19 protein-coding genes are annotated in these 26,212 nt (G+C 71.7%); 6 read left to right on the forward strand and 13 right to left on the reverse strand.

Features of this window, described 5'->3' with window-relative positions:
• Positions 1-60 precede the first annotated feature (60 nt).
• Positions 61-1,098, forward strand: a complete 1,038-nt coding sequence (locus ACLQ2S_RS13230; protein WP_309223887.1) for a protein-L-isoaspartate O-methyltransferase family protein — start codon at positions 61-63, stop codon at positions 1,096-1,098.
• A gap of 449 nt (positions 1,099-1,547) precedes the next feature.
• Positions 1,548-2,975: an MFS transporter gene (locus tag ACLQ2S_RS13235; RefSeq protein WP_309223886.1), complete on the forward strand. Its 1,428-nt coding sequence runs from the start codon at positions 1,548-1,550 to the stop codon at positions 2,973-2,975.
• A 128-nt stretch (positions 2,976-3,103) separates the two neighbouring features.
• Here ACLQ2S_RS13235 and ACLQ2S_RS13240 read toward each other — a convergent pair whose 3' ends face one another.
• From ACLQ2S_RS13240 to ACLQ2S_RS13250, 3 genes are read right to left on the reverse strand one after another with little or no spacing between them, the layout of a single operon-like run.
• On the reverse strand, positions 3,104-4,447 hold the full coding sequence (locus ACLQ2S_RS13240) for an MFS transporter (RefSeq protein ID WP_155222000.1): 1,344 nt from the start codon (positions 4,445-4,447) through the stop codon (positions 3,104-3,106).
• Positions 4,444-5,247: an SDR family NAD(P)-dependent oxidoreductase gene (locus ACLQ2S_RS13245; protein ID WP_425701762.1), complete on the reverse strand. Its 804-nt coding sequence runs from the start codon at positions 5,245-5,247 to the stop codon at positions 4,444-4,446. The genes ACLQ2S_RS13240 and ACLQ2S_RS13245 overlap by 4 nt, the downstream gene beginning before the upstream one ends.
• Before the next feature lie 20 nt (positions 5,248-5,267).
• Positions 5,268-6,611, reverse strand: a complete 1,344-nt coding sequence (locus ACLQ2S_RS13250) for a flavin-containing monooxygenase (RefSeq protein WP_155221998.1) — start codon at positions 6,609-6,611, stop codon at positions 5,268-5,270.
• A gap of 126 nt (positions 6,612-6,737) precedes the next feature.
• Here ACLQ2S_RS13250 and ACLQ2S_RS13255 point away from each other — a divergent pair, with 126 nt between their 5' ends.
• Entirely contained in the window at positions 6,738-7,868 is a 1,131-nt protein-coding gene (locus ACLQ2S_RS13255) for a helix-turn-helix domain-containing protein (RefSeq protein WP_425701763.1), read from the forward strand.
• A gap of 160 nt (positions 7,869-8,028) precedes the next feature.
• Here ACLQ2S_RS13255 and ACLQ2S_RS13260 read toward each other — a convergent pair whose 3' ends face one another.
• From ACLQ2S_RS13260 to ACLQ2S_RS13280, 5 genes are all read right to left on the reverse strand, one after another.
• A complete protein-coding gene (locus ACLQ2S_RS13260) occupies positions 8,029-10,395 on the reverse strand; it encodes a transketolase-like TK C-terminal-containing protein (RefSeq protein WP_425701784.1) in 2,367 nt (788 codons plus the stop codon).
• Between the two features lie 171 nt (positions 10,396-10,566).
• Complete coding sequence (locus ACLQ2S_RS13265; protein WP_425701764.1) at positions 10,567-11,988, reverse strand: amidohydrolase family protein; 1,422 nt, start codon at positions 11,986-11,988, stop codon at positions 10,567-10,569.
• Entirely contained in the window at positions 11,981-13,381 is a 1,401-nt protein-coding gene (locus ACLQ2S_RS13270) for an aldehyde dehydrogenase family protein (protein ID WP_425701765.1), read from the reverse strand. The genes ACLQ2S_RS13265 and ACLQ2S_RS13270 overlap by 8 nt, the downstream gene beginning before the upstream one ends.
• Positions 13,378-14,967 carry an N-acyl-D-amino-acid deacylase family protein gene (locus ACLQ2S_RS13275; protein ID WP_196222642.1) on the reverse strand — a complete coding sequence of 530 codons (1,590 nt, stop codon included), beginning with the start codon at positions 14,965-14,967 and terminating at the stop codon, positions 13,378-13,380. Before ACLQ2S_RS13275 ends, ACLQ2S_RS13270 begins: the two co-directional genes overlap by 4 nt.
• A complete protein-coding gene (locus ACLQ2S_RS13280; protein WP_155221992.1) occupies positions 14,964-16,097 on the reverse strand; it encodes an alanine racemase in 1,134 nt (377 codons plus the stop codon). The genes ACLQ2S_RS13275 and ACLQ2S_RS13280 overlap by 4 nt, the downstream gene beginning before the upstream one ends.
• A gap of 258 nt (positions 16,098-16,355) precedes the next feature.
• Between ACLQ2S_RS13280 and ACLQ2S_RS13285 the strand changes: the two genes are divergently transcribed.
• The gene (locus tag ACLQ2S_RS13285) at positions 16,356-17,546 is read left to right on the forward strand and encodes an aspartate aminotransferase family protein (RefSeq protein ID WP_196222641.1); all 1,191 of its coding nucleotides are present in this window, start codon (positions 16,356-16,358) and stop codon (positions 17,544-17,546) included.
• Positions 17,543-18,481, forward strand: a complete 939-nt coding sequence (locus ACLQ2S_RS13290) for a phosphotriesterase family protein (protein ID WP_204002905.1) — start codon at positions 17,543-17,545, stop codon at positions 18,479-18,481. The genes ACLQ2S_RS13285 and ACLQ2S_RS13290 overlap by 4 nt, the downstream gene beginning before the upstream one ends.
• A gap of 25 nt (positions 18,482-18,506) precedes the next feature.
• On the opposite strand, the gene ACLQ2S_RS13295 is transcribed toward ACLQ2S_RS13290, so the two are convergent.
• The 4 genes from ACLQ2S_RS13295 to ACLQ2S_RS13310 are packed head-to-tail and all read right to left on the reverse strand — an operon-like array spanning position 18,507 to position 23,497.
• Positions 18,507-19,274 carry an SDR family NAD(P)-dependent oxidoreductase gene (locus ACLQ2S_RS13295; protein ID WP_425701766.1) on the reverse strand — a complete coding sequence of 256 codons (768 nt, stop codon included), beginning with the start codon at positions 19,272-19,274 and terminating at the stop codon, positions 18,507-18,509.
• Positions 19,250-20,401 carry an aminotransferase class V-fold PLP-dependent enzyme gene (locus tag ACLQ2S_RS13300; protein WP_425701767.1) on the reverse strand — a complete coding sequence of 384 codons (1,152 nt, stop codon included), beginning with the start codon at positions 20,399-20,401 and terminating at the stop codon, positions 19,250-19,252. The genes ACLQ2S_RS13295 and ACLQ2S_RS13300 overlap by 25 nt, the downstream gene beginning before the upstream one ends.
• Positions 20,394-21,902 (reverse strand): aldehyde dehydrogenase family protein, encoded by a 1,509-nt coding sequence (locus ACLQ2S_RS13305; protein ID WP_425701768.1) that lies wholly within the window; start codon positions 21,900-21,902, stop codon positions 20,394-20,396. Before ACLQ2S_RS13305 ends, ACLQ2S_RS13300 begins: the two co-directional genes overlap by 8 nt.
• Positions 21,899-23,497 (reverse strand): 5-guanidino-2-oxopentanoate decarboxylase, encoded by a 1,599-nt coding sequence (locus tag ACLQ2S_RS13310; protein ID WP_425701769.1) that lies wholly within the window; start codon positions 23,495-23,497, stop codon positions 21,899-21,901. Before ACLQ2S_RS13310 ends, ACLQ2S_RS13305 begins: the two co-directional genes overlap by 4 nt.
• 177 nt (positions 23,498-23,674) lie before the next feature.
• Here ACLQ2S_RS13310 and ACLQ2S_RS13315 point away from each other — a divergent pair, with 177 nt between their 5' ends.
• Complete coding sequence (locus tag ACLQ2S_RS13315; protein WP_196222640.1) at positions 23,675-24,742, forward strand: LacI family DNA-binding transcriptional regulator; 1,068 nt, start codon at positions 23,675-23,677, stop codon at positions 24,740-24,742.
• 72 nt (positions 24,743-24,814) lie between these two features.
• Here ACLQ2S_RS13315 and ACLQ2S_RS13320 read toward each other — a convergent pair whose 3' ends face one another.
• The gene (locus ACLQ2S_RS13320; protein ID WP_309223884.1) at positions 24,815-26,128 is read right to left on the reverse strand and encodes an aspartate aminotransferase family protein; all 1,314 of its coding nucleotides are present in this window, start codon (positions 26,126-26,128) and stop codon (positions 24,815-24,817) included.
• Positions 26,129-26,212: the final 84 nt, after the last annotated feature.

Below are 26,212 nucleotides of genomic sequence, written 5' to 3' on the forward strand. Positions count from 1 at the left end.
TAGACCGCCGTTCGTCCGGGAAAGGGTCCTGTGGCCGCCGTCGATCCTCTGCTCAGCTCTGTGCCCGATCGCTACTACATCCACAACGAGGAGCGGGGTGAGACCCTGCACCGATCCGCGCCAGAGGCCATCCAACGCGAAGTGACCGCCCTTGATGTACGCGAAGGTCACCACGTGCTGGAAATCGGCACCGGCACCGGATACTCGGGTGCGCTGCTCGCCGCCCGAGCCGGCAAGTCCGGGCACGTGACCAGTGTCGACATCAGCGACCACCTCGTCACGTGGGCTGACCGGCTGCACCACCAGCGCGACGTCACCACAATCACCTGCCACGTCGCCGACGGCATGACCGGCTACCCACCACACGCTCCGTATCAGCGAATCGCGGCCTGGTGCGCTCCCCCACGGCTACCCAGAGCATGGATCGACCAACTCACCCCGGACGGACGGATCGTGGCATGCCTACCCATCGCCGCACAGCCGTCCACCACCCTGATCGCGACCATCACCCTCACGGCGGGACAACCGCACGTCGAAACGGTCATCTTCGGCGGCTACGCCCAAAGCACCGCCACCGCCGCGGAAGACGCCCTGACCATTCCCGGCCGATGGGTGGACCATCACATCGACCAGCCACAACCCGTATGGATATCCATCGGCTGGCGCAACCACGACGACCCGCAACGCACCGGCGCCCGCACAGCCCTCGCCCTGCTGCTCAACCCCGGCCACACCGAGACCTACCCCCACACGTCCTTGGACTGGCTGTCATGGACGACCTACTCGGTCATCGTCGGTGGCCCACAACGCAGCATCGCCGCCCTCGACGGCGGCAAGCGCGGCATCGGACACACCACCGCAACCTCCGCCGCCGTGATCCTGACCGACGGCACCATCCTCGCCGACAACGCGAACTCACCATCCCTGACCGCACTACGGACCTGGCTACAACGATGGGAACAAGCGGGACGGCCCTGCGCCACCTGGTACAACGCGGAACTCGTACCCAACAACGACGGTGATCCTCCCGGCTGGGACCTACGAATCACCGCCCAGCAGTTCGGGACAGCGCCCCGAGGTCTCCCCAGTTCCGGGTGACCCAAGCGTGACCGTCGCGCCTGGCCGATGCCGGGCCGGCGCGGCTCTCTTGCGGGCCGTGCCGCTCCAGACAGCGAAACCATCCGGCATTCATCCGGCTGGACATTTCAGGCTTGACCAGAGGTCAAGCAGCGCCAGGCACGCTCCACTTTGACTGATCTTGTTCCCGGAACGGCGAAAGGGCCGACCTGATATCCAGGTCGGCCCTCTGGCCTGGTCGGGGACGGCCGGATTCCGACCGAACACCCCTCGGCCCGGTCTGAGTCCCCGTCAGGCCGGGCCGTTGCCGTCACCGCTGAATCCCGAACGGACTTGACCTCAACTTTCGTTGAGGTTGCACGCTCGAGCGGAACTGACATCGGACGAAGACGCGGGTCTGCGCAGTCAACAGCGGATGGGCACCTCGGCGAAAGGCGAGAACGCTGATGAACTCAACGAACAGGAGAACCGTGCGCAGTAATCCCAAGCTCATCCTCACGGCCGTCCTGCTGTCGACCGTGTCGCTGCCGATCACCCTCACCGGCGCATCCGTCGCTCTGCCCGACATCGCGGCCGACCTCAACGCCGAACTGACCTCCGTACAGTGGGTCGTGACCGGCTACAACGCCACCTTTGCGAGCTTCATTCTCGCCTGCGGTGCGATCGCCGACATCGTCGGCCGACGACGAATGTACGCCATCGGCGTCGCACTCTTCGCGGCGACGGGGTTGATCAGTGCGGCAGCGAACGACATCGTGTTGCTCGACGTGGCTCGTGCACTCGCCGGCGTCGGCGGTGCCGCCGCGGCGGCAAGCGGCTCCGCACTGCTGGCGGCGTCGTTCGAGGGACCGGCACGGACCCGGGCCTTCGGGCTGTTCGGCACCACGCTCGGGGTCGGACTCGCATTCGGGCCCACCATCGCGGGGATGCTCGTCGACACGTTCGGATGGCGAGCCACCTTTACCGCTCCGGCCCTGGTGGCGCTCGTCGTGCTGGCCCTGGCACCAGGAATCCCCGAGTCGAAGGATCCGACCGGCCGGCGGGTCGACCTGCCGGGCACCCTGACATTCACCGGCTTCCTGCTGCTGCTCATCCTCGCCGTGATGGAGGGACCAAGGCAGGGTTGGGCGAGCCTGCTGGTCCTCGGTGCGTTCGCCGCCTCGGCGGCCGTGCTGGTGTGCTTCATCATCGTCGAGCGACGCCAGGACACTCCGATGTTCGACATCGGCCTGCTGCGCAGCCGGCGCTTTCTCGCCTTCTCCGCAGCGGCGGCGACAATCCTCAGCATCCTGATTCCGCTACTGATCTACCTGCCGTCGTACTTCACCGGCGTGCTCGGCATGACCTCGGGCCAGGCCGGCGCGACCCTGATCCTGCTCACCTCGCCAGCCCTGGTGCTACCCATGGTGGGCAGTGTGATCACCCGGTGGATAACGCCGACCGCGGTGGTCGTCGCGGCGGTCGTCCTGGTAGGTCTGGGGGCGGCGTGGCTCACCATCATCAAGCCTGGCATCAGCACGCTCGCGCTCGCCGGTCCGCTGCTGAGTATCGGCGTGGGGATGGGGGTGACCACCGGAATGATCGACGGAGTGGCGCTGGCGAGCGTCGAGACCCGCCGCGCCGGTACGGCCGCCGGCATGCTGAACACCGCCCGCCTCGCCAGCGAGACCATCGCCATCGCCATCCTGGGCGCCGTGCTCGCGAGCACGACCGGTGGCCGGCTGGCCGATCCCGGCTACACCCGCGGGCTGCACATCACACTCTGGGGCATGTCGGTTCTGGCTGCGGTCACGGTCCTGCTGATCGCGGTATTGCTGCGGCCTCGCTCGACGACGGCGCTGGAGCCCGCGAAGCTTCCTGGCGGCGACAGCAGGGTGCGCCGGATCGGTAGCCGATGATCTCGGACGCCCCCGGGGGGCCGACACCGGCCCAACCCGGGAACCCACCTGAACTTCGCCGCCGCGCAACCATCCATGCGCCGTGCGCAACGAGGTATCGGACAGCAACGGATGATCTAGCCTCATTTTCAACCGGTGTGGCGAGTCCGATCCAGCTTCCAGCGCAGTTGGAATGTCAGCGCCGCGGCCATCAGCACCGCCGGGACCACGGTGAAGCCGACCAGCAGGGCGGTGTGGGCGGACTCCGGCTGCGTCACGGTCTGCCCCTCCGTGGTGGAGATGAAGCCGCCCAGGGCGAGCACGGCCGAGTACACGTACGGGCCGATTGCGGTGCCGGTGGCTTCGGTGGCAGTCCAGACACCGGTGTAGGCACCAGCCCGGACGGTGCCACGTCGCTCGGCGGCCGCGACCGCATCCGGGACCATCGAGAACGCGAACAGCTGCAGCCCGGCGAACGCGACGCCCAGGACGCCGACCACCGCGACAGCCGGCCCGGTGCCGTAGCCGAGCAGCGGCGCCAGCGAACCGGCCACGAAGACCGCCTGGCAGATCAGCAGGCCACGCTGCTTGCCGATGCGCCGGGACACCTGCATCCACACCGGGCCGGCGACGACCGCTGGGCCGAGGAACGCCCCCATGAACACGGCGGTCAGCCCGGAGTTCTCGAAGACGTACGTGGTGTAGAACGGCAGCGCTGCGAGGAACAGGTGAGTAGTGGTGCCGGTGAACAGGTAGGACAGCACCAGCGCGCGGAAGTCGGGGTCCCGCCAGGCGACCACGATGTCACCGATGGTCGAGTGGGCCGCCTGCTGATCGGGCATCCGGAAACCGGCGTGGGCAGTGAGACGCCGTACCCCGGTCAGTGCGATCAGCCCGGAGACCACCATGACGCCGGAGAGCAGCAGGGCCATCCGGCCGTAGTCGCCGCGCTGTCCCGACGCCACCAGCGCCGGTGCGGCCACACCGGCACCAAGCAACCCGAGGGTGAGGAAGAGCATCCGGAACATGAAGACCCGGGTGCGCTCGTGGTACCCGACTCGAAGATCGGACGGGGTCGTCAGGTAGGGCACCTGGAAACACGCGAAGAGCAGGTTGCCGGCGATGAACCAGCCGCCCACCCAGAGCGCCGCCGATGCGCCGGAGAAGCCGGCGGGCACCGAGAACATCGCCACCATGGCCACCGGAAGCAGCAGACCGACCCGCAGCATGCCGAGCCGGTGTCCGCTGCTGCGCGCCTCCCGATCGGATCGGCTGCCCAGCATCGGATGCACGATGATGTCGATGATCTTCGGCAGCAGCAGGGTGAGACCGGCCAGGAACGGTGAGACACCGAGCGTATTGGTGAGGAAATAGAGCAACAGCAGGCCGGGAACGGTCACCCAGACGCCCATCCCGACCGAACCGGTGGCGTACGCGATCAGGTCACCTGCCCTGCTCCGCACCTCGCCCGCCGCCCCACGCAGCGCCGTCATCGGGTCGCCTCGTGCCGTGCGACCACACCTGCGGCCAGCTCGGCGCCCTGGAACGCGCCGGAGCGGACCCGGCCGGCGAGGATGCGCGCCACGATCCGGTCGGTCAGCGCGGGCAGGTGACGGGCCAGGAAGAACTCGACCGCGCCCCGCCGGGTGGTGGTCAGGTCACGGCGAGGACGACGGCTGAGCGCGGCCCGCAGCACGGTCCGGACCACCCCGTCCAACGGCTCGTACTGGCTCATGCCCTCCAGCGAGAGCCCGGCCGCGGCCGTCGAGTCGTGGATCGGGCTTCGTACCGCCGACGGGTACACGCAGGTGACGCCGACATGGGTGCCGAGCTCCAGACGCAGCGCGTCCGCGTACGCGACCAGGGCACGCTTGGAGGCACCGTACGCAGCGGCCAGCGGCAACTGCATGACGGCCATCCGCGAGCTGAGCATGACTATCCGGCCGCGAGAGGCGACCAGCGCGTCCACACATGCGGCGGTGACCCGCCAGGTGCCCAGCAGGTTGATGTCGAGTTGGCGGCGTACTTCCGCGCCCGGTGCCAGTTCGGCCGGGGCAGGCCCACCGATCCCGGCGTTGTTGATCAGCAGGTCGAGCCCACCGAGTTGGTCGATTGCTTCGCGTACCACCGTCGGCACCGCGTCGTCGTCGGTGATGTCGCAGGCCAGGACCCGGACCGGGTCATCGGCACGGGGGGTCAGGTCCAACCCGACGACCTGGGCCCCCAGTTCGTCCAGCCGGGCACAGATGGCCCGGCCGAACGTGCCGGAGGCTCCGGTGACGAGGACACGCAAGCCGCGGGGGTTTCGGGCGCTCAAACCACACTCTCCTCGGCGGTGTAGGTGCGTCCGCCTCGGGCGAGGCGCTTCCGGCCGGCCGCGATCTCCCGGGGCAGGTCGGCGACGTACCGGTCGAAATCGATACGCATGTGCGGCCGCGCGTTCGTGCCCCACCGCTCGATGGCGGCGCGCAGGGCTCGCTGCACGGCGCGCTGCTGTTCGTCGATGTCGGGCAGGGCGTAGCCGCCGGAGAGATACGCGGCGACCAGTTTGGCCTGGACCTCCACGACCGGCAGCGCGGCACCGGTGGACTGCATCAGACCGACGAATGCCAGGCTGGGGTCGTCGAGATGGAAGACCCGCTGGTACAGCGGTAGCTGCTCGGGGTCGGGGCCCAGCCATTGCGGGGACAGGAACGGGATACTCACCCGGTACCCGGTGGCCCAGACGATCGCGTCGACCGGGTCGGCGCTGCCGTCGGTGAACATCACCCGGTCCCCGTCCAGCCGTTCGATGCCGGGCCGTGGGGTCACCTCGCCGTGGGTGAGCCGGTGCAGGATCGTGTCGCTGATCGTCGGATGGTTCTGGAACAGCCCACCGGCCGGGGCGGGTAAGCCGTACCTCTGCGGGGTCCCGACGGCGAGCCGCAACAAGGCCTCGGCGATGCGCTGCCGCAGCCGCCACGGCAGGGCGGCGAGGGCGCCGCCGGTCGCGTCGGCCGGGCGGCCGAACAGGTACTTGGGGACGATGTGGACGCCGCGCCGGGCGGAGAGCAGGACCGGCCCTCGAGCGACGTGCGAGGCGTCCACCGCGATGTCCATGGCCGAGTTGCCCATGCCGACGATCAGCACCCGCCGATCTCGGAAGACCTCCGGAGTGCGGTAGTCGTGGGCGTGCATCTGGGTGCCGTGGAACGTCCCCGGATAAGCCGGATCCGGATAGCGCGGATGCCAGTTGTGGCCGTTCGCGACCACCACGGCGTCGTACCGCTCGGTGTCACCGGACTCGGTCGTCACCGCCCAGTGCCGGTCACGCTCGACGCGGGTGACCGTGCTCCCGAACCGGATGTGCGGAACGAGCCCGAACGACTGCGCATAGTCGGCGAGGTAACTGGCGACGCGACCGGCCGACGGATAGTCGGGCCAGTCCGCGGGCATCGGAAAATCCGCGAACTCGGTGCGGCGCTTGCTGGTGTTCAAGTGCAGGGAGGCGTACGCCGAAGACAGGCCGCTGCTGTTGTCCCTGGCCCACAGGCCACCGGGCCGGTCGCCCTTCTCGTAGGCCACCACCGCACAACCGACGTCGAGCAGCGCCTTCACCGTGGCGAGACCGGCTGCTCCCGCACCGATCACCGCCACCCGACTCGAAGAAACGGCCATGGTGCTCCTCGACGGTTGTAGCTTCCGCCAAACCGTAGGGCCTGGCACCGGGCGGATACATGGCGTGGACCACGCAGTTTCGGGTTCTTGTTGTAGCGCACCACAACGGCGGAGGAGCATGACAGGATGACGCATCCGGACGGCTGGACGACGGTGGTGGACCTGATCGAACGCGTCGTGGGCGATGACGAACTGCTGCCGTCGGTGGTCGCCGGAGTCCGTACCACCGTGCGGGAGGTCTCCGCACTGCCCACCTCCGATATCGCCGCGCACACCCGCGCTCTGCTGGTGGCCGCAACCCGCGCACTGGCCGCACGGCGCGGCCCCACCGAAGCTGAGCTGTCGTTCGTCGCGGACCTCGGTGTCACCCGCGCCCGGCAGGGCGTGCCGATCGAATCGGTGCTGGGCGCGATCCACTTCGCCGAGCGGGCGATCTGGTCCCGAGCCCGGGAACTCGCCCGGGACCAAGGCGTCAGCGCCGAGCAACTGCTGGACGCCCGGGACCTTTACGACGACTGGGCCGAGGCCGTCCGGGCCCGGCTGATCAGCGCGCATCGGGCTACCGGAGCCAGCACGGATCCGCTTGCCGGGCGCCGGGAAACGGCTCTGCTGCGGCGGCTGCTCCAGGGCGGTTCGGCGGCCACGCTGGCAGCCGCCGAGGCCGGCCTTCCGGTCACCGACGGGCTGTGGGTGCTCGTCGCCCGGCCCGGGGAGACCGCCGCCGGCATCGAACGAGCCGTACGCGAGCACCCGCCGGTGCTGTGCGCAACCGTGGACGACCTGATGGTCGGAGTTCTGTCCCGGGCTCCGTCCGCCCGCCTGAAGGAGACCGGGGCCGTGGCGGGGCTCGCCGGTCCGGCCGAACCGGAGAAACTCGCGCTGGTGCAGCGGCTCGCCATCGCGGCTCTGACCGCCGCCGAGTCCACCGGCCGCACCGGGCTGATCCACATTGCCGATGTGGCCTGGCTGGCGGCGTTGACCGAGCGGGCAGACCTGGCAACGGTGCTGCTCGACCGGTACGCGCCCGCGTGGGCGGCACTCGGACCGACTGCCGAATCGGTGGCGCACGCCGTGCTCGCCTGGCTGGAGAACGACCGCGATGTCGACCTCGCCGGGGCGAGCCTTTTCGTGCACCCCAACACGATTCGCAATCGGGTCCGGCGCTTCGCCGCCGTCACCGGCATCGACCCGGCGGGCACCTTCGGCGCCATGACCGCCTGGTGGCTCTGCCGAACCTGGCTGCGCGACGCGACCTGATCTCGCGCCGTGCGGCGTTCGTCCAAGCGGCCTGGCATCCCGTGCAACGGGGATGCACAGGCGGCCGTGGTGGTCACGGACGAGGCCGGTGAGCTGGTAGTTCAGTTCGGTGGCACCTGAGCCTCGGCAGCTACAGACGAGGCGGGAACATCGGCGATACCTACGGCCCGCTCCCCGGCAGCGTAGGCTCAGCCACCCGGCTGCCAGCAAGCGCAAGGCCGGTCAGCGCGGCGTTGACGATACTCCCGGGCAGCAGATCATGTAGCTCGTAGAGGTCGGTGACCATGCCTGACTCACCGAACCGATCGACGCCCAGCGGCACCGCCGGAACACCGAGTGCCGAGCCGATCCAGGACATCGCATGTGACGCCGCGTCATGCACGGTGACGACCGGCGCCCGCTCGCCGAACGCGCAGTGGAAAACCCCGGGCAGGTCGGGCAGTGCGGCGGTACGCACCGAGCGGCGCAATGACCGCTGCCAAGCCTGGTACAACCGGTCCAGGCTCGTCACGTCGACGACGTGCGCGGCGACCCCCTCCTCGGCGAGTTCGGTGGCGGCCGCAAGCACCTCGGGCAGCACCGCCCCGCAGCTGACCAGGTGCACCACGGGCGCTGGCGCCAGTCCGTCGCGGCGCAGGTGCGGATACCTGTCATAGGCGTCGAACAGCCGGTACGCGCCATCGAGCACCTGCCGGCGCAGCGCCGCGTCACCGATGCGCCGGCGGGCGGCCTCGTACGGCTGCTGATCGATCGGGCGGGTGGTGAGCCGAAAGTAGTAGCTTCCCTCCGCCTCGGCCGACGCGTCCGACCCCGACGCGTCCGCCTGGCCGCCACCGGCCGCCGCGCCGATCCGCGTCAACGCGTCGCAGAGCAGCCAGTCGAGCGCACCGGCGTAGGCGGGCTCGAGGAAGGTGACATTCGGTAGCTCCATCCCGACCGAGGCGGTCATCGTGGACTGGTGCGCGCCGCCCTCGGCCGCCAGCGACACCCCGGACGGGGTGCCGGCCACCACGAACCGTGATCCTGAGTAGGCGCCGTAGATGAATGCGTCCAGGCCGCGCAGCACGAACGGGTCGTACACCGTGCCCACCGGGAGCAGCCGCTGTCCGGACAGCGGCTCGGCGAGGCCGAGTTGACCCAGCAGGAGGAAGAGGTTCATCTCAGAGATGCCGAGCTCGATGTGCTGGCCAGTGGGTCCCTCGCTCCACCGCAGGATGCCGTCCTCGATCCAGGTGCGCTGGGGCGTCGGGGCGAACACGCCGCTGCGGTTGATGAATCCGGCGAGGTTGGTGGAGGTCGCCACGTCCGGCGCGGTCGTGACCAGGTACGGGGCGACGGTCTCGACGCGGGCGAGGTTGGTCAGGATGCGACCGAACGCCTCCTGAGTGGAGATCGGCCGGCGGGCGCTGACGCCGGTCTGCGCCGGCACGATGATCGGCGCCGAGGTTTCGGCGGTACGGCGGCGCAACTGTTCGGCTCGGCCGGCGGCGAGCGCGCCCGCGCGGGTCGCGGGGTCGAGGCGATCCCATTCGGTCTGCGCGGTGAGGCCGACCTGCTCGCGGAGCGTGTCGATCTGCTCCCCGCTGAGCAGGGTTGAGTGGTTGCGGGGATCGCCAGCGGTGGGCAGTCCCCACCCCTTGACCGTGTACGCGAACACCACGCTGGGCCGGTCGGTGACCGCGTCGCACTGCCGGTACGCCGACAGCAGCGAGTCGAGATCGTGACCGCCGAGGTCGGTCACCAGCGGGCCGAGGTCGTCATCGGACACCTCGGCGAGATGGTCAGCAAGCTCGGCCGGGGCGCCGTCGAGCAGCCGTTCGCGCAGCGGCTGACGGGAGAGGCCGAACAACGACTGGTACTGCTCGTTGGGCATCCGGTCCAGCCAGGCACGCAGGTGATGGCCGCCGGGTCGGGCGAACGCCTGCTGCAGCCGACGGCCGTACTTGACCTCCAGCACATGCCAGCCCGCCGCTTCGAACTGGCCCCGCCACTGGTCGATGCGCACGCCGGGCACCACCCGGTCCAGCGACTGCCGGTTGAAGTCGACCAGCCACATCACCTCGCCGAGGCCCCGGGTCGCCGGGTCCGCGACGGCCTCCCAGATGTTGCCCTCGTCGAGTTCGGCGTCGCCGAGGATGGCGACGAAGCGGGACCGGGGCCGGGCACCGAAGTGGGCATCGACGTAACGGCGTGTGGCGGCGGCGAACAGTGGCGCGGCGGCACCGAGGCCGACCGAGCCGGTGGAGAAATCGACATGGTCGGGGTCCTTGGTCCGGGACGGATACGCCTGCAGTCCGCCGCGGGCGCGCAGGCGGGTCAGGTACGACCGGTCCAGGTTGCCGAGCAGGTACTGGATCGCGTGGTAGACCGGGGCGGCGTGCGGTTTGACCGAGACCCGGTCCTCCGGGCCGAGATGGGCGAACCACAGCGCGGTCATCGCCGAGACCAGCGATGCGCTGGACGCCTGGTGGCCGCCGACCTTCACGCCGTCGTGGTTGGGCCGTTCCCGGTTCGCGGCGTCGACCATCCGTACGGCCAGCCACAGCACCCGGCGCTGGATCTCGTCGAGTTCCTCGTACCCGGCGGCCTGACCGGCCGTTGGGTGGGGCGGGGCGGGGATGGTCCTCGGCATCGGGGCTCCCAGGGTGTGGTCGGTGGTGGACGATCAGGCGGCGTCGGTGGGGGGCCGCGCCGGTGATCAGCGGATCAGGGGCCAGTGGGCGTAGCGGTCCGGACCGATGGCGCCTTCGTGCCGGCGTGCCTGGTCGGCGACGGCGGCGCGGATCTCGTCCGCGTCGAACCGGGTGAACCGCCCGCGGTCGTAGAGGATCTCGCCGTCGACGACAACGGTGTCGACCGTGCGGGCGCCCGCGTAGAAGATCAACCAATCGACCGGATCGTCGAAGGCCGGTAGGGACTGGGGGTGGTGGGTGGAATGGATCACCAGGTCGGCGCGCTTGCCCACCTCGATCGAACCGACCTCGTCGGACATGCCGAGCGCACGGGCGCCGTGCAGGGTGGACATCTCCAGCACCTGTTCGGCGGTGAGGGTGGGCAGCTCGTCGCGCAGTTCACGGAAGACCATCGCCGCCAGGTACGCCTGACGGGGCAGGTCGCGTGGGCCGGACAGGCCGTCGGAGCCGAGTGCGACGGTGACACCGGCGGCGACCAGTTCGGGGAACTGCCCCTCGCGAAGTGCGCCCTTGGCCCGGCGCAGCGACGCCGACGGGCAGTGCACCAGGTTGGTGCCGCTGCGGCGGACCAGGTCACGTTCGGAGTCGTCGGTCTGAATCATGTGGACGAGCGTGGTGCGTGGGCCGAGTAGACCGAGGTCGTGCAGGTGGGCGACCGGCCGCACGCCGTGGGCGGCGAGGCTGGCGTCGACCTCGGCCCGGCTCCACGACTGGTGCATGATCAGCGGTACGCCCCGGTCGTCGGCGAGCTGCCCGGCGGCGCGAAGCAGGGCATCGCTGTTGAGGCCCATGCCGACCAGGGTCACCGCGGCGCGTATCCGGGCCGTCGGCTGCCAGGGGTAGCGGTCCAGTTGGTCACGCAGTCGGGCCAGGCAGGTCTCGGTGTCGGCGGTCACCTCCGCCAACGCCCCGTCCTGCGGCACGTCGACGATGAAGTGACCGGGGATGCCGCGCATCCCGACCCTCGCGATTCCTCGGGCGGTGGCCTCCAGGTGCACCGAGCCGCCGGTGTCGGCGAAGAGGGTGGTGCCGCTGGAGACCATGTCCATCGCGCTCAGCGTCGCGGCCAGTTCCTCGTCCAGTGGTGTCTTGCCGCGGAACGCGACCTCCTCGACGGTGTCCCAGTCGCCGGCGCCCTTGGGTGACAGACCACGGACGGTCTCGGTGCCGGTGTGCACGTGCGCGTCGATCAGACCTGGGTGGACCACCGCGCCGCGCAGGTCCCGCTCGGCGGCGTTGGTCGGCGGCCGGAGCCGGTCCGGGCCCACCCAGCTGATCCGGCCGCCGTGCACGACGACCGTGCCGTCGGTGAGGATGCGCCGCTGCGGGTCCATGGTGATGACGCGGCCGTGGCGCAGCACCAGATCGGCGGGCAGCGGCCGGGCGGTGCCGGACGGCTGCGGCACGCTCTCCCCCGGTTCAGCCATGGCCGGTCCCGCCCAGATGCAGGATCGTGCTGCGGATGGTGGACAGCTCCTGCAGTGCGTACGGGATTCCGACCCGCCCGACGCCGCTGCTGGAGCCGGGGTGCCCGCCGGCCGGCAGGTGGGTCTCCCAGACGTTGGAGTGATCGTTGATGATGACGCTGCCGCAGGGCAGTGCCTGGGCCACCCGGAACGCCCGATCCAGGTCCGCGGTGAAGACGGCCCCGCTGAGGCCGTACTCGCTGGCGGCGACCAGGTCGGCGAGCGCGGCCTCGTCGCGGAACGGGGTCAGCGGGATGACCGGGCCGAACGTCTCCTCGGTGAACACCATCGATGCCGGGTCCACGCCGTCCAGGACGGTCAACGGCCAATACCGGTCGGTCGGCGCGTCGGCCAGGGGGGCGCCACCGGCCACCAGGCGGGCGCCCCGGGCGGTGGCGTCGGCGAGGTGATCCCGCATGACGACGCCGGTCTGCGCCAGGTGCAGTGGGCCGAAATCGGCGTCGGGGTCCTGCGGGGCACCAACCCGGCGGTCGGCCGCCACCGCCGCGATCGCGTCGAGAACCTGCCGATAGTGGCTCTCCTGCACCAGGACCCGCTCGGTGGCGGCGCAGCTCTGCCCCGAGCAGAAGGTGGCGGCGGTGACGACGGCCTCGGCGACCTGCTGCGGGTCGGCGTCGTCGAAGACCACGGTGGGCCCGTTGCCGCCAAGTTCCAGCAGCAGCTTGCGCATCCCGCCGACGGCGGCGATCTGGTGCCCCACCGGGCTGCTGCCGGTGAACCCGACGGCGGCGAGCCCCCGGTGGGCGGCAAGCGCCGCGCCGGTCGCCGGGCCGCCTTCGACGAGGGTGACAGCACCGTCGGGCCAGCCGGCCTCGGCGATCGCGGCGGCGACGTGGGCGCTGCTGCCCGGGGTGCTCTCGGCGCCCTTCCACACCACCGTGTTGCCCATCGCCAGTGCCGGGGCGAGGTACTCCAGCGGAATGTTGACCGGGAAGTTCCAGGGTGTGATCACACCGATGACGCCCAGCGGGATCCGGTCGACGAAGACTCGTTTGGCCGGGTCGGAGATGGCGGGCATGCTGCCGTCGAGGCGGCGCGCGTACTCGGCGGTCATCCGCAGCGCGTGGATCGCGGTCTCCACCTCGGCCTCGGCCTCCCGGCGGACCTTGCCGTGCTCCACCAGCAGGCTGTCGACGACCTGCTCTCGCCGGACGGCCAGCGCCGCGGCGGTGGCCTGCAGCAGGTCGCACCGCTGCCACCGGGACAACGCGGCCAGCCGGGGCAGAGCGGCCGTGGCGGCGCGCACCGCGTCGTCCACGCCGGCGGCGCCGGCTTCCGACCAGGCGCCGATGCGTTCCCCGGTGGCCGGGCTGAGCAGTGGGGTGATGGTCATGTTGGCCTCCTACGGTCAGCATCCCGGCGCAGCACACGCCCGGCCGGTGGTGATGCGCTGGCGAGCAGTTCCCCGTGGCTGGCGACCCCGTTGACGAAGACCTGGCAGACTCCGGTGGGGGCGACGGTGGCGTCGTCACCGCCGTCGTGCAGCGCGGCGAGGTCGACGACGGCCAGGTCGGCCCAGTTCCCGGGAGCGATGCGGCCCCGCCCGGTCAGCCGGAACCGGTCGGCGACGGCGGCGCTCTGCCGGCGTACCGCGTCGGCGAGCTGCTCCGGCTGGTCCCCGGCGGCGCGCAGGGTCCGCACGAAGGTGGCGAAGTTGCGGGGGTGGGCGCCGGGAACGGGGTCGATGACCCAACCGTCGGAGCCGATCATCGCCGCGGGGTGGGCGAGGACCCGCTCGACATCGGCGGCGCTCATCGCGTCGACGAGCATGGTGGCCTCGGCCGCGTCGTCGGCGAGGATGTCGAGCAGCAGCGCCGCCGGGGTGGTGGCGAGGTCGGCGGCGGCCAGCGGTAGGGGCCGGCCGATCACCGGCTGCCAGCGGGGCGAGGCGTGGGAGACCACGACCTCGTCGAGGCCGACGTAGCCGGCGCCGGCGGAGAGTTCGGTCAGCAGCCGGGACCGGCCAGCCGGGTCGGTGACCAGTCGGCGGATCGCCTCGGCCCCGCCGGTGTCGGCCCAGCCGGGCAGCGCGGCGGTCAACGTCGTCGCGCCCATCGTGTACGGGTACATGTCGACGGTGACGTCGAGCCCGGCGGTGCGGGCCTGGTCGATGCGGGCCAGGGTCGTGCGGGTGGAGCCCCAGTTCGCCCGCCCCATCGCCTTGAGGTGGGAGATCTGGGTGGCGACGCCGGTGCGTGCGGCCAGGTCGAGGATCTCCTCGACCGCGGTGACGCAGCCGGCGCGTTCGTCGCGCAGGTGCACGGCGAGGACGGCGTCGGCCGCGGCGGTCAGGGTCGCCACGTCGACCAGTTCGTTCCGGTCGGCATCGCGGCCGTCCGGGTAGGCGAGGCCGAGGCTGACCCCGGCGGCGCCCTGGGCCAGGGCGTGGGCGATGGCCCGCCGGATCCGGTCGCCGTGTGCCGGGGCGTCGCCGTCGGGACGTGCCGTGGCGGCCCTGACCGAACTGTGCCCGACCATCGGCGCGACGTTGACCTGGACTCCGGTGGCGGTGAGGGCAGCGCGATAGTCGGCGAGGTCGGACCAACCACGGCGCAGGCGCGGGTTGAGGAAACCGCCGCTGGCGGGCGGCCCGCCCGCACGACGCACCGGGAACGGCGAGAACCCGCAGTTGCCGGTGACGACGGTGGTGACCGCCTGCCGCAGCAGCCCGGTGGCGTGCGGCGCGGTGGGCAGGGTGAAGTCGGCGTGTGAGTGCGCGTCGATCGCGCCGGGCAGCACGTGCAGGCCACGGCAGTCGACCTCCACGACGTCCCGGGCCCGCCCGACCGTCCCTACCGCGCTGATGCGGCCGGCGGTGACCTGCACGTCGGCGACGACCGGCCGGCGGCCGGTGCCGTCGACGACGGTACCCCCGCGCAGCAGCACGGCCCGTCCGGTGCTCGGCCGGCGGCTGGTCACCGGCCACCCCCGGCAGCGGCGACAGCGACGGTGTCCAGCACGGCGTCGCCGTCGACGAAGTACAGCTGGCGGGTGAGGTTGGCGGCGACGCAGGCGTGGTTGGGCACGAAGCGCAGGCGGTCGCCGGGGGCGAAGCGCCCGGACGGGTCGCTGACGACACCGTGTTCCTCGGAGAGCCAGGTCAGCGTCGCGCCCCGCTCCGGGTCCTCGCCGTAGCCGTCGATGAGGCTGACGCCGTGCGCGCCGCGGTCGAGGCCGAAGACCTTGGAGCCGGCGTCGACCACGGCACGGCCCGGGCCGGTGCTGACCACGGTGCAGAGCACGGAGAGCGCGCACTGGTCGAGGGTGGCCACGCCCAGGGCGACCTGGGTGCGGTCGAGGAGGGCATAGTTGCCGGGTCGGGTCTCGGTGACCCCGCGACGATCGGCGCGGGTCAAGAACGTCGGGGTCGAGCCGATGCTGACCACCTCGCAGGTGGTGCCGGCGGCGCGGATGTCCCGGGCGGCATGTCGTACCGCGTCGACCTCCTGCTGGGCGGCGCGGGCCAGCTCGGCGGTGTCGCGGGCGCCGTAGGCGTGGCCGGCGTGGGTGAAGACACCGGCGATTCGCAGACCGGGCCGGCTGGCGGCCATCTGCGCCAGGTCGGCGGCGACGTTCGGGGCGACGCCGCAGCGGCCGAGCCCGCTGTCGATTTCGATGAGCACGTCAAGGGTGATGCCGGCGCGGGTGGCGGCCGCGCTGAGTGCGTCAGCTCCGGCCGGGCCGTCCAGCGCGGCGAGGATCCGCGCCGTCGTGCCCGCCACCAGCTCCACCAGGCGCGCGGTTTTCACGGTGCTGACCAGCGGGTACGCCAGCAGGTAGCTGGTGGCGCCGGCGGGGCGCAGCGCGTCGAGTTCGTCGAGTTTGGACACGGTCAGCCCGGCGGCGCCGGTGGAGAGCTGACGGCGAGCGATCTCCACGGTCTTGTGGGTCTTGGCATGGGGGCGCAGCGCCAGCCTGTCCCGGTCGGCGACGTCGGCACCCCGGCGGAGGTTGGCAGCGAGCCGGGGCACCTCCACCAGCGTCACCGGGGTGTCGAGGTCGGCCAGGCGGCGTGGGACACGGGTAGGGGTGTGGGACGCGGCGCTCACGCTGATCGGCTTCCCCTCGTCGGTCCGGGCTCTTGTCCGATGGTCGTCCAGGCCCTACTGTGACGGCAGATACTGTGACTACGAATGCACAGTAGGGATGAGGCGGGAGGCTGTCAACGGATGGACGCCGGGAGTCCGATCGCGCACTGGATCACCACCGAAAGGTCCACATTCGAAGAGCGTACCCCGGCATCGGCGGCGCTCTTCCAGCGCGCCTGCCGAGTCATGCCCGGCGGCGACACACGCTACTCGCTGGCTATGCATCCGTATCCCTCATACGTCGAGAAGGCCAGCGGCACCCGGCTGTACGACGCCGACGGCAACCGCCTGCTCGACCTGATCTACAACGCCACCTCGTTGATCCACGGGCACGTGCATCCGAGGATCACCGAGGCCATCCGGGAGCAGGCCGGACGCGCCACCGCCGTCCTCGCTCCCAACGCGGTACAGGTCGCGCTCGCCGAGCAGCTCTGCGCCCGGGTGCCGTCGCTGCAGCGGCTGCGGTTCACCAACTCCGGCACCGAGGCGACCATGATGATGGTCAAGACCGCCCGCGCCTTCACCGGTCGCGACCTCGTGTTGAAGATGGATGGCTCGTACCACGGCACCTTCGACGGCATGGAGATCAACGCGGCGGCGCCCGGCTCGGCACGCGGCGTGCCCTACACCGCCGGCGTACCGGCCAACCTCGCCGACAACGTGATCGTCGGGTCGTTCAACGACACCGACGGCGTGGTCTCCCTGATCGAGCAGTACGCCGACCGGCTCGCCGCCGTTATCGTCACCCCGATGGCGTCGATCGGCACCTGGATCCCCCCGACGCCCGGCTTCCTCGAAGCCATCCGGACGGCGACCGCCGCACACGACGTGCTGCTGCTCTTCGACGAGGTCATCGCCTTCCGGGTGGCACCCGGCGGCGCCCAGCAACGCTACGGCGTCACCCCCGACCTGACCGCGTACGGCAAGGTGGTCGGGGGCGGTATGCCGGTCGGCGCGTACGGCGGGCGGGCCGACGTGATGGCGGTGACCGACCCGGCCGGCGGCCCTCGGCTGGCCCACGCCGGCACCTTCAACGGCAACCCGGTGACCGCCGCTGCCGGGCTGGCCACCCTGGAGCTGCTCGACGCCGAGGCGTACCAGCGGCTGGAGCGCGTCGGTAAGCTGTTCGGCGACGGGCTGCGCGACGCCTTCACCGACCTGGACCTGCCGCTGGCGGTACGCCAGGTCGGCTCCCTGGTCAGCGTCGCCACCACCGACCGGACCCCGACCGCGTGGGCCGAGGTGAACGCCGCGATGCGACTGGCCCTGCTCAACCGTGGGGTCTGCGGCTGGGGGGTCTTCGCGCTGCCCACCGTCATCGACGACGCCGAGATCGACGAGGCGGTCGCGGCCATCCACGACGCGTTGCGGGTGCCGGCGGCGGCGCTGCGGGAGGTGCCGGTCGGATGAGCGCGGGACGGATCATCACCGTGCTGGGGGACATCGACCCCGCCGAACTGGGCACCACCCTGATGCACGAGCACCTCTACATCCGGCTGTGGGAGATCGCCGGCCGCTACGACCTCGCCGGCCTGCCCGACGACGACGACCTGCTCGTGGAGGAGTTGGCCGGCTACGTCGAGCAGGGCGGGCAGGCACTGGTCGAGCTGACCGTGCCCGGCATCGGCCGGGAACCGGCCCGCCTGGCCGCGCTGGCCCGGCGCACCGGCCTGCACATCGTCATGGGCTGCGGCTGGTACCGGCAGCCCTACTACCCCGCCGCCGAGGAGATCGACCGCCGCAGCGTCGACCAGTTGGCCGACCGCCTGGTCACCGAAATCCGTGACGGAGCCGACGACACCGGCGTACGCCCCGGCATCATCGGCGAGATCGGCGCGGACAAGTCGTGGATCTCGGCCCAGGAGGAACGCTGCCACCGGGCAGCGGCGCGGGCCAGCCTGCGTACCGGGCTGGCGATCACCACCCACTCGGTCGGCAGCGACGTCGGCCTGCGGGCGCTCGACCTGTTCCAGGAGGAGGGCGTGGCGGCCGACCGGGTGGTGATCGGCCACGCCGACAGCCACCCGTCCCTGGGCTTCTACCGCACCGCCCTGGGCCGGGGCGCCTGGCTGTCCTTCGACAACCTGGGCGCGTTCCCGCCGGCGTACACGGAGCGGGTGCTGGACGCCATCGCCACCCTGATCGGCGAAGGCCACCACCGCATCGTGCTCTCCCAGGACGTCTGCAAGCGGGACATGTTCGCCCTGTTCGGCGGCAACGGCTACCGCTACGTCCTCGGCACCGTGCTGCCCGCGCTGCGCGAACGCGGAGTCACCGACGCGCAGCTGCACCAACTGATGGTGGGCAACCCCCGTGAGGTGCTCACCGTGGCGGCGGTGGGCTGATCCCGGCGCCCACCGCCGGCCGCCGTCACCCGCCCTGCTGGAGGCGGCGCCACCGGGCTCCGCCGTCGAGCACCACCACGGTGCCGTTGCCGGCGGTGCCTCCGATCAGCTCCACCGCCGCCCGCGCCACCTCGTCAACGTCGACCTCGGCCGGCACGGCAGCGTCGGTCCCGCCGGTGTGCCGGGCCGTCCACGGGGTGTCCATCCAGCCCGGGGCGACGGCGCTGACCGCGACACCGGCTGGGGCGACGGCGGCCAGTCCCCGGGTGAAGGAGACCAGCGCCGCCTTCGACACGGCGTACGGCAAGCTGCTGCCGGCCGGTTCGAACGCCGACGTCGACGCCACGTTGAGCACCCGTCCCCACCCGGCGTGGGCCATCGCCGGAAACGTCGCCCGGGCCAGCGAGACCGGGGCGAGCAGGTTCACCCGTAGCAGCGCCGTCCAGACCTCGTCATCGGCGCTGTCCAGGTCCTCGAAGGGGATGAAGCGGGTGGTGGCCGCATTGTTGACCAGGATTTCGACGCGGCCGAGGGCCGCCGTCACCTCCTCGACCAGCCGTGGCGCGGCAGCCGGGTCGGTCAGGTCGGCGGCGATGGCGATCGCCTCGCCACCGGCCGCGCGTACCGCCGCCACGGTCTGTGCCGCGCCCTGCGCCGAACTGCCGTAGTGCACCGCGACCCGGACGCCGGCGGCACCGAGCCGCACCGCGATCGCCCGGCCGAGGCCGCTACCGGCGCCGGTGACCAGCGCGACCCGTCCGGCGACGGTCACCGGCTGCGCTGCCTGTGCCATACGTCGATGCCCTCCAGTAACCGGTCGATGTCGTCGTCGTCGTTGAACCCGTGCGGGTCCACCCGCACCCGACCGGACGGGTATCCCCACACGTCCACGCCACACTCGCGCAGGTGGGCCGCCAGATCCGGGGCCCTGTCAGCGGCGAAGGAGACGACGCCGGCGCGCCGCTGCGGGTCCGTCGGGGTGACGACCGCGATGCCGCGAGCGGCCAGCCCGTCGACGACCCGCTGCACCAGCTGCGCCACCCGCGCGGCGATCGTCTCGACGCCGGCGGCGCGGACCAGCCGGATCCCGGCGGCAGCCGCTGACAGCAGCGGCAACGCGACCAGTCCCACCTCGGTGCCCGCCGCCCCGGCGGGCACCTGGGGCAGCTCGGTGAGCTGGTAGGAGTCCCCGATCCGGGCGCTGACGTAGCCGATGTCCAGCGGCCCGCCGCTGGCGGCCTGCCCACGGACGGCGAGGAAGCCAACGCCCGGCGGGCCGAGCAGCCACTTCATCGCGGTACTCACCAGGGCGTCGACGCCGTCCCGGGTCATGTCCACCGGTATCACGCCGGTGGACTGGGCGGCGTCGACGAAGAGCCGCATCCCCCGCTCGGCGGCCAGGCCGGCCAGCTCGGCGAGGTCATGGCGGTACCCGTCGAGCGCCGCCACGTGGCAGACGGCCAGGCAGCTGACGGTCGGGTCCGCGTGAGCGGCGAAGGCGTCGACCGCCCGCTGGCCCGGTGCGCGGTGCACCTGGCGGACCCGCAGGCCGTGCCGGAGCGCGGCCCAGGCCATCGTCGGATAGGTGGTGTCGTCCACCAGCACCGTGGATCCGGCCGGCAGGCCCAGCAGCCGCAACGCCAGGTTCGTCGCCCGGGAGGTGTTCTCGGTGATGGCGACCTCCTCCGGTGCCGCCCCCACCAGCTGGGCGAATGCGTCGCGCAACCGGTCCCAGCCGCTGAAGTAGTCGCCCCGGTGGACCAGCGGGTCGCTCGCCCACTGGTCCACCCACGAGGTCAGCTCAGCGCGAACCGGTTCGGCGAGCGGCGCTATCCCGCCGCTGAACAGGTACGCCCTGGTGGCCAGCAGCGGGATCGCGGCGCGCAGGGCGGTGAGCCCGCCGTCGCTCGGGTCAGCCATCCGTGCCGCCTTCCCGTGGCCGCTCGGGCATCGCCGCCGTCCCGGGCTCGCCGAGATGGACGATGACGTGCTTGAGCCGGGTGTACTCCTCGAAGCCGTACCGCGACAGGTCACTGCCGTGACCGGACTGCTTCACCCCGCCGTGCGGCATCTCTTCTGCACCGACGCCGAAGGAATTGATGCAGACCTGCCCCGCGTCGAGGTCACGGGCGAACCGCATCGCCCGGCCGACGTCGCGCGTGTAGACGGCGGCAGCCAGCCCGTACGGTGAATTGTTGGCCCTGTGCAGCGCCTCCTCCTCCTCGTCGAAGGGTTGCACGGTGACCACCGGACCGAAGATCTCCTCGGCGACGATCGGCGCGTCGTCGGGGACACCGGCGAAGACGGTGGGCGCGTAGAACGCGCCCTCGGACAGCCCGTCCGGATGCACGACCCCGCCGCCGGTCAGCGGCGTGTGGCCCGCCGCCACGGCCTCCGCGACCAGGGCCGCGACCCGATCCCGGTTGGCGCGGTCGATGAGCGACCCGAGGTCGACCTCGCGCAGCGGATCACCGACGGTCAACTGGGCGGTCCGCCGGGCCAGCATCTCGGCGAACTGCTCGTAGCGCGAGCGCTGCACCAGGAACCGGGCGGCGGCGGTGCAGTCCTGTCCGGCGTTGAAGAATCCGAGCGTGACCGCGGCCTCCAGCGCGCGGTCCAGGTCGGCGTCGGCGAAGACCACGAGCGGGCTGTTGCCGCCCAGTTCCAGATGGGTACGGGCGACGTGCTGCGCGGCCGCTGCCTGGACCCGCCGCCCGGTGGCCGTGCCGCCGGTGACCGAGACCAGGTCGATGTCGGGGTGGGACGCGAGTGCCTGCCCCACCTCGGTCCCGCCGGTCACCACGTTGAGCACCCCGTCGGGCAGGCCGGCCCGGGCGGCCAGCGGCCCGAGGGCGAGCGCGGTCAGCGGGGTCTGCGGTGCTGGTTTGAGCACGATGGAGTTCCCGGCGGCCAGGGCGGGCCCGACCTTCCAGGCCGCCATCAGCAGCGGATGGTTCCAGGGCGCGAGGCCGGCCACGACACCCAGCGGTTCGCGGCGCAGCATGCTGGTGTGCCCGGGGACGTACTCGGCGGTGGCGACGCCGTCGAGGTGGCGGGCGGTGCTGGCGAACCAGCGCAGGGCGGCGGCGCTGCCGGCAACGTCAACCGCGTGGCGCAGCCGCAACGGTGAACCGGTCTCCGCGGTCTCGGTGCGGGCCAGTTCCGTTCCATGCTCCTCGATCAGATCAGCGAGGCGGGTCAGTACGGCGGCGCGGGCGGCGGGGGAGGCGCGACGCCAGGTGCCACCAGTGTGCCGCTGGCGGGCGACCTCGACGGCGAGGTCGACGCCCGCCGGTCCCGGCCCGGCCAGGTGGCGCAGCAGCCGACCGCGTGCCGGGTCGATGACGGGCTCGACGACATCACCGCGGTGCCAGGAACCGTCGATCCAGGCCCCGGTGGCTTGGGCGAGCAGGCCGGTCACGGCACCACCACCAGGGTCGGGCCGCTGGCATCGAGTCCACCGGCCACGGCGGCGGCGAACTCGGCCGGGCTCTGCGGCTCGGCGTACCGACAACCGAAAGCGGCGGCCAGTGCCGGATAGTCGGGCGCCCGCTGCTGACAGCCGACCGGTCCGGCGCCCTGCTCCTCCAGCAACCGGGCGATCTCGCCGAAGCCGCCGTTGCGCCAGACGACGGTGACCAGTGGGATGTCCCGTTCCGCGGCGACCAGCAACTCGGTCAGGGTGAACATGAGCCCGCCGTCGCCGACCAGCGCCACGGTGGGCCGTCCCGGGGTGGCCACCGCCGCACCGATGGCCGCCGGCACGGCGTAGCCGAGGGTGCCCAGCCCGGACGGGTTGAGCCAGCCACGGGGGCGGTGCACCGGGAACAGCGGTGTCGCCCCGTAGTAGTTGGCGCTGGTCGAGTCGACGGCGAGACAGGCGTCGTCAGGCATGCTCCGGCGCAGCGCCGCGATCCACGGGGCGTACGGCGCAGCGAGCGGCGCCGCCTCGTCCAGGATCCGCTGGCGGCAGGCGGCGGCACGCTCGACGCCGGATCGGTGTGCCGTCGGCAGCCGTTCGGCCATCTCGGCGAGGACGGTGGCGACATCCGCGGCGACCGCGATGTCGGCGGGCAGGTGCCGACCGATGGCCACCGGGTCCACGTCGACGTGGATCAGCCGACCGGTCAGCCGCGGACGGGATGCCCAGAAGTCGGTCGGGCCGAGCTCGGTGGCGACCGCCAGCACCACGTCCGCGCCGGTGAGCAGGGCCTGCGCGGCACCGTGCGAAACACCGTACTGCTGGGTGACGATTCCGGCGTGCAGCCGGTGCCGGGCGTCGATCGTGCCCTTGCCGTTGAGGGTGGTGAGCACCGGGGCATCGAGTCGTTCGGCGAGGGCGCGCAGGTCCTCGGCCGCACCTGCGGCTCCCCCGCCGGCGACGATCACCGGCCGGTGGGCGGCGGCGAGCATCGCCACGGCCTCGTCGACGGCACCGGGATCGGCCGGCAGCGGCCGGCGCGCCGGGGCGACGCTCGCGCCGGGGCCGGGCGGGTCGACGGGGGCGTCCCAGAGGTCCTGCGGGACCTGGACCACGGCCGGGCCGGGACGTCCCCACCGGCGTGGGGTCAACGCGTCGTGGACCGCTTGCAGGACGTCCTCGGGTTCGCTGGCCCGGGTCACCCGGTCGGTGACGGCGCGGAGCAGGGCGTCCTGGTCACGCAGTTCGTGGGCATGTCCGCCGCGGCCGCCCCGTTCCGTCCGGGACAGGTCACCGGCGAGCACGAGCATCGGCACCGCGTCCGAGTGCGCCTGCCCGATCGCGGTGGCCACATTGGCTACCCCGGGACCGCAGATGACCGAGCAGACCGCGACCCGTCCGCTCGCGCGGGTTGCGCCGTCGGCCATGAACCCGGCCCCCTGCTCGTGTCGAGCGGTGACGTGCTCGACACGAGCGGTGTCGAGCGCCCGGTAGAGACCGAGGGTGTGGGAGCCGGGGATGCCGAAGATACGGTCCACTCCCCCGGCGGCCAGGGCACGCACCACGGCGGTGCCGAGGGTTGTTCGAACGGTCATCGCCACTCCTGCCGCAGGGGTCGACGGTCATGGTTGAATCCGCCATGCCCAGGCGGCTCGGAATACGTATGCATGGTGCTATGATGCGTTGGCCGTCGTCAAGACCACCCCACCGCGACATCGCGGGCCTGACCGGCCAATACAAGCGCACGGACCACTGATGCGATGGATGACGAGATGACTAGTGGACCCGATGTCGCGGCCCCGCCACCCGGACAACGCCGGAAGGTGAGCAGCCACGACATCGCCAGGCTGGCGGGCGTGTCGCAGTCGACGGTCTCCCGGGTGCTGAACAACCATCCCCGGATCACCGCGGTCACCCGCAACCGGGTTCTCGCCGCAATGGAACAGCTGCGTTACACGCCCAACGCCGCGGCCCGGACCCTGATAACCGGCCGTAGCCAGCTCATTGGCCTGGTGGTCTCCAACATCACCAACCCGTTCTATCCCCAGCTTATCGAGGCGATCGTGGCCACCGCCGCCGAGCACGACTACAACGTCGTGCTCGGCAACACCCAGGAGAGCCCGCGCCGACAGATGGACTACCTCAAGCTGCTGGTGGAGCACCAGGTCGATGGGGCGATCCTCACCTCGGCGCTGCAGAGCGGCGCCGACGACCTGCAGCGGGTGATCCGCGCGGGAACACCGGTCGTACTGGTCAACCGGACCCTGCCGGGCGGTACGCTCGACAGCGTCCACATCGACAACCAGCGCGGCGGCGCGATCGCCACGGAGCATCTGATCCGGCTCGGCCACCGCCGGATCGCCTTCGCCGGCGGGCGGGCGGACACCTCGACCAATCAACTCAGATTCGACGGATACCAGCAGGCGATGATCGAGGCCGGCCTGGACATCGACCCCGATCTGGTCGTACACGGCGACTTCACCCACCTCAGCGGAGGGATCACGGCGCATCGGCTGGTCACCACCGCCCAGCCGCCCTCGGCCATCGTCTGCGCCGACGACGTCATCGCGCTCGGCTGCATCGACGCCCTGCACGACCGCCGGATCCGGGTGCCGCAGGACATCGCCGTGGTCGGCTTCGACGACGTGCCGGTGGCGGCGTTGAAGGGAATCGGGCTGACCACTGTGCGCCAACCGGCGCCCGAGATGGGGCGTCGCGCCTTCGACCTGCTGATGCGCCGCATCGGCGACGACCGGCAGGGCCCGGCGGTCGACGAGGTACTCCCGGCCGAGTTGGTCATCCGCGACACCTGCGGGGCACGCGCGGGCGGACGCGGTTGAGCTCTGCGTCCGCCCGCGCGTGAGCACTGACCGCCGACCGGACCCGGCGCGGTGCACCGGTCCGGTCGGCGGTCAGCCGGTCCGCACCGAATCCGCCGCCGTGATCGCCTCGGCGAGCCGGTCGACGAGCTGACCGAGCTGCTCGTCGGTGAGCACAAAGGCTGGTGACAGCTGCACGCTGTCGCCATTGATCACCCGGGTCAGCACGCCTGCGGCGCGGGCCTGCCTTACCACGCGTTCGGGCAGGGCGGGATCCCGGACGGTGTCCAGGGCGATCGCGCCGAGCAGTCCCGCGCAGCGAACCTCACGCACCCCGGGCAGCTCGGCCAGGCGGGGCAGTCGCACGGCGAGCTCCTCAGCCAGCACGGCCGCCCGGGCCAGAAGGTCCTGCTCGACCAGCAACCGCAGGTTGGCGAGCGCGGCCGCGCAGGCGACCGCGTGGCCCGAATAGGTGTAACCGTGGCGGAAGACCCCCGCCGTGGCGTCGGCGAACACCTCCCAGAATCCACGGTCGGCGATCACCCCGCCCAGCGGCACGTAGCCGGAGGTGACGCCCTTGGCGAAGAGCAACAGGTCCGGTTCGATGCCGTAGCTGGCCGAGGCGAACCAGTCGCCGGTACGACCGAAGCCGGTGACGACCTCGTCGGCGACCAGCAGCACACCGGCGCTCCGGCAGATCTGCGCCACCTCGGTCAGATAGCCGGGTGGTGGCGGGTACACACCACCGGCGCCGATGATCGGTTCCACGAAGAAGGCCGCCACCCGCGACGAACCCAGTTCGTCGATGACGCGCCGCAGTGCCCCGGCGTCGTCGTGCGGCACCCGCACGAACTCCGGGTCGGGCGCCGTGCCGTAGCCGGCGTTGTTCGCGGCGATCCCGGCCAGGGACGTGCCGTGCCCGTGCATGCCGTGGTAGGACAGGCTGCGGGAGACGATGACGCTCCGGTCGATCTCGCCGCGCAGCGTCCAGAAGCGCCGGACCATTTTCACGGCGGTGTCGACCGCGTCCGATCCACCGGAGGTGAAGAAGACCATCGGGTCCGCCGACGGAGCGAGATCGGCGAGTTGCTCGGCAAGTGCCGCCGCCGCCGGATTGGACATGTCGCCGAAGGTGGAGTAGGCCGCGAGACGTCGGGCCTGTTCGGCGATGGCGTCGGCGATCGGGGCCTGACCATGGCCGACGTTGGCGTACCAGAGCGCCGCGGTGGCATCGAGGTACCAGTTTCCGTCCTTGTCGCGCACCTGCGCGCCCTTCCCCTCCACAAGGGTCAGTTCGCTGGCGCGGGTGCCACCCAGGCTGGAGAACGGATGCCACAGTCGGGAGGCGGCCGGCGGCCGGTCGGCTGCGGCGGGCGGTGAGATCCGGCTGGACGATGTCGTGGTCACGGGCAAGCTCCTTGTCGACCCGGACGCCGCGCTGACCCCACTTCCGGACAAAGTGGCCCACACCGGCACCGGCGCACCTGCCGA

This window comes from Micromonospora sp. DT48, from assembly GCF_049844495.1.
Taxonomy (GTDB): domain Bacteria; phylum Actinomycetota; class Actinomycetes; order Mycobacteriales; family Micromonosporaceae; genus Micromonospora.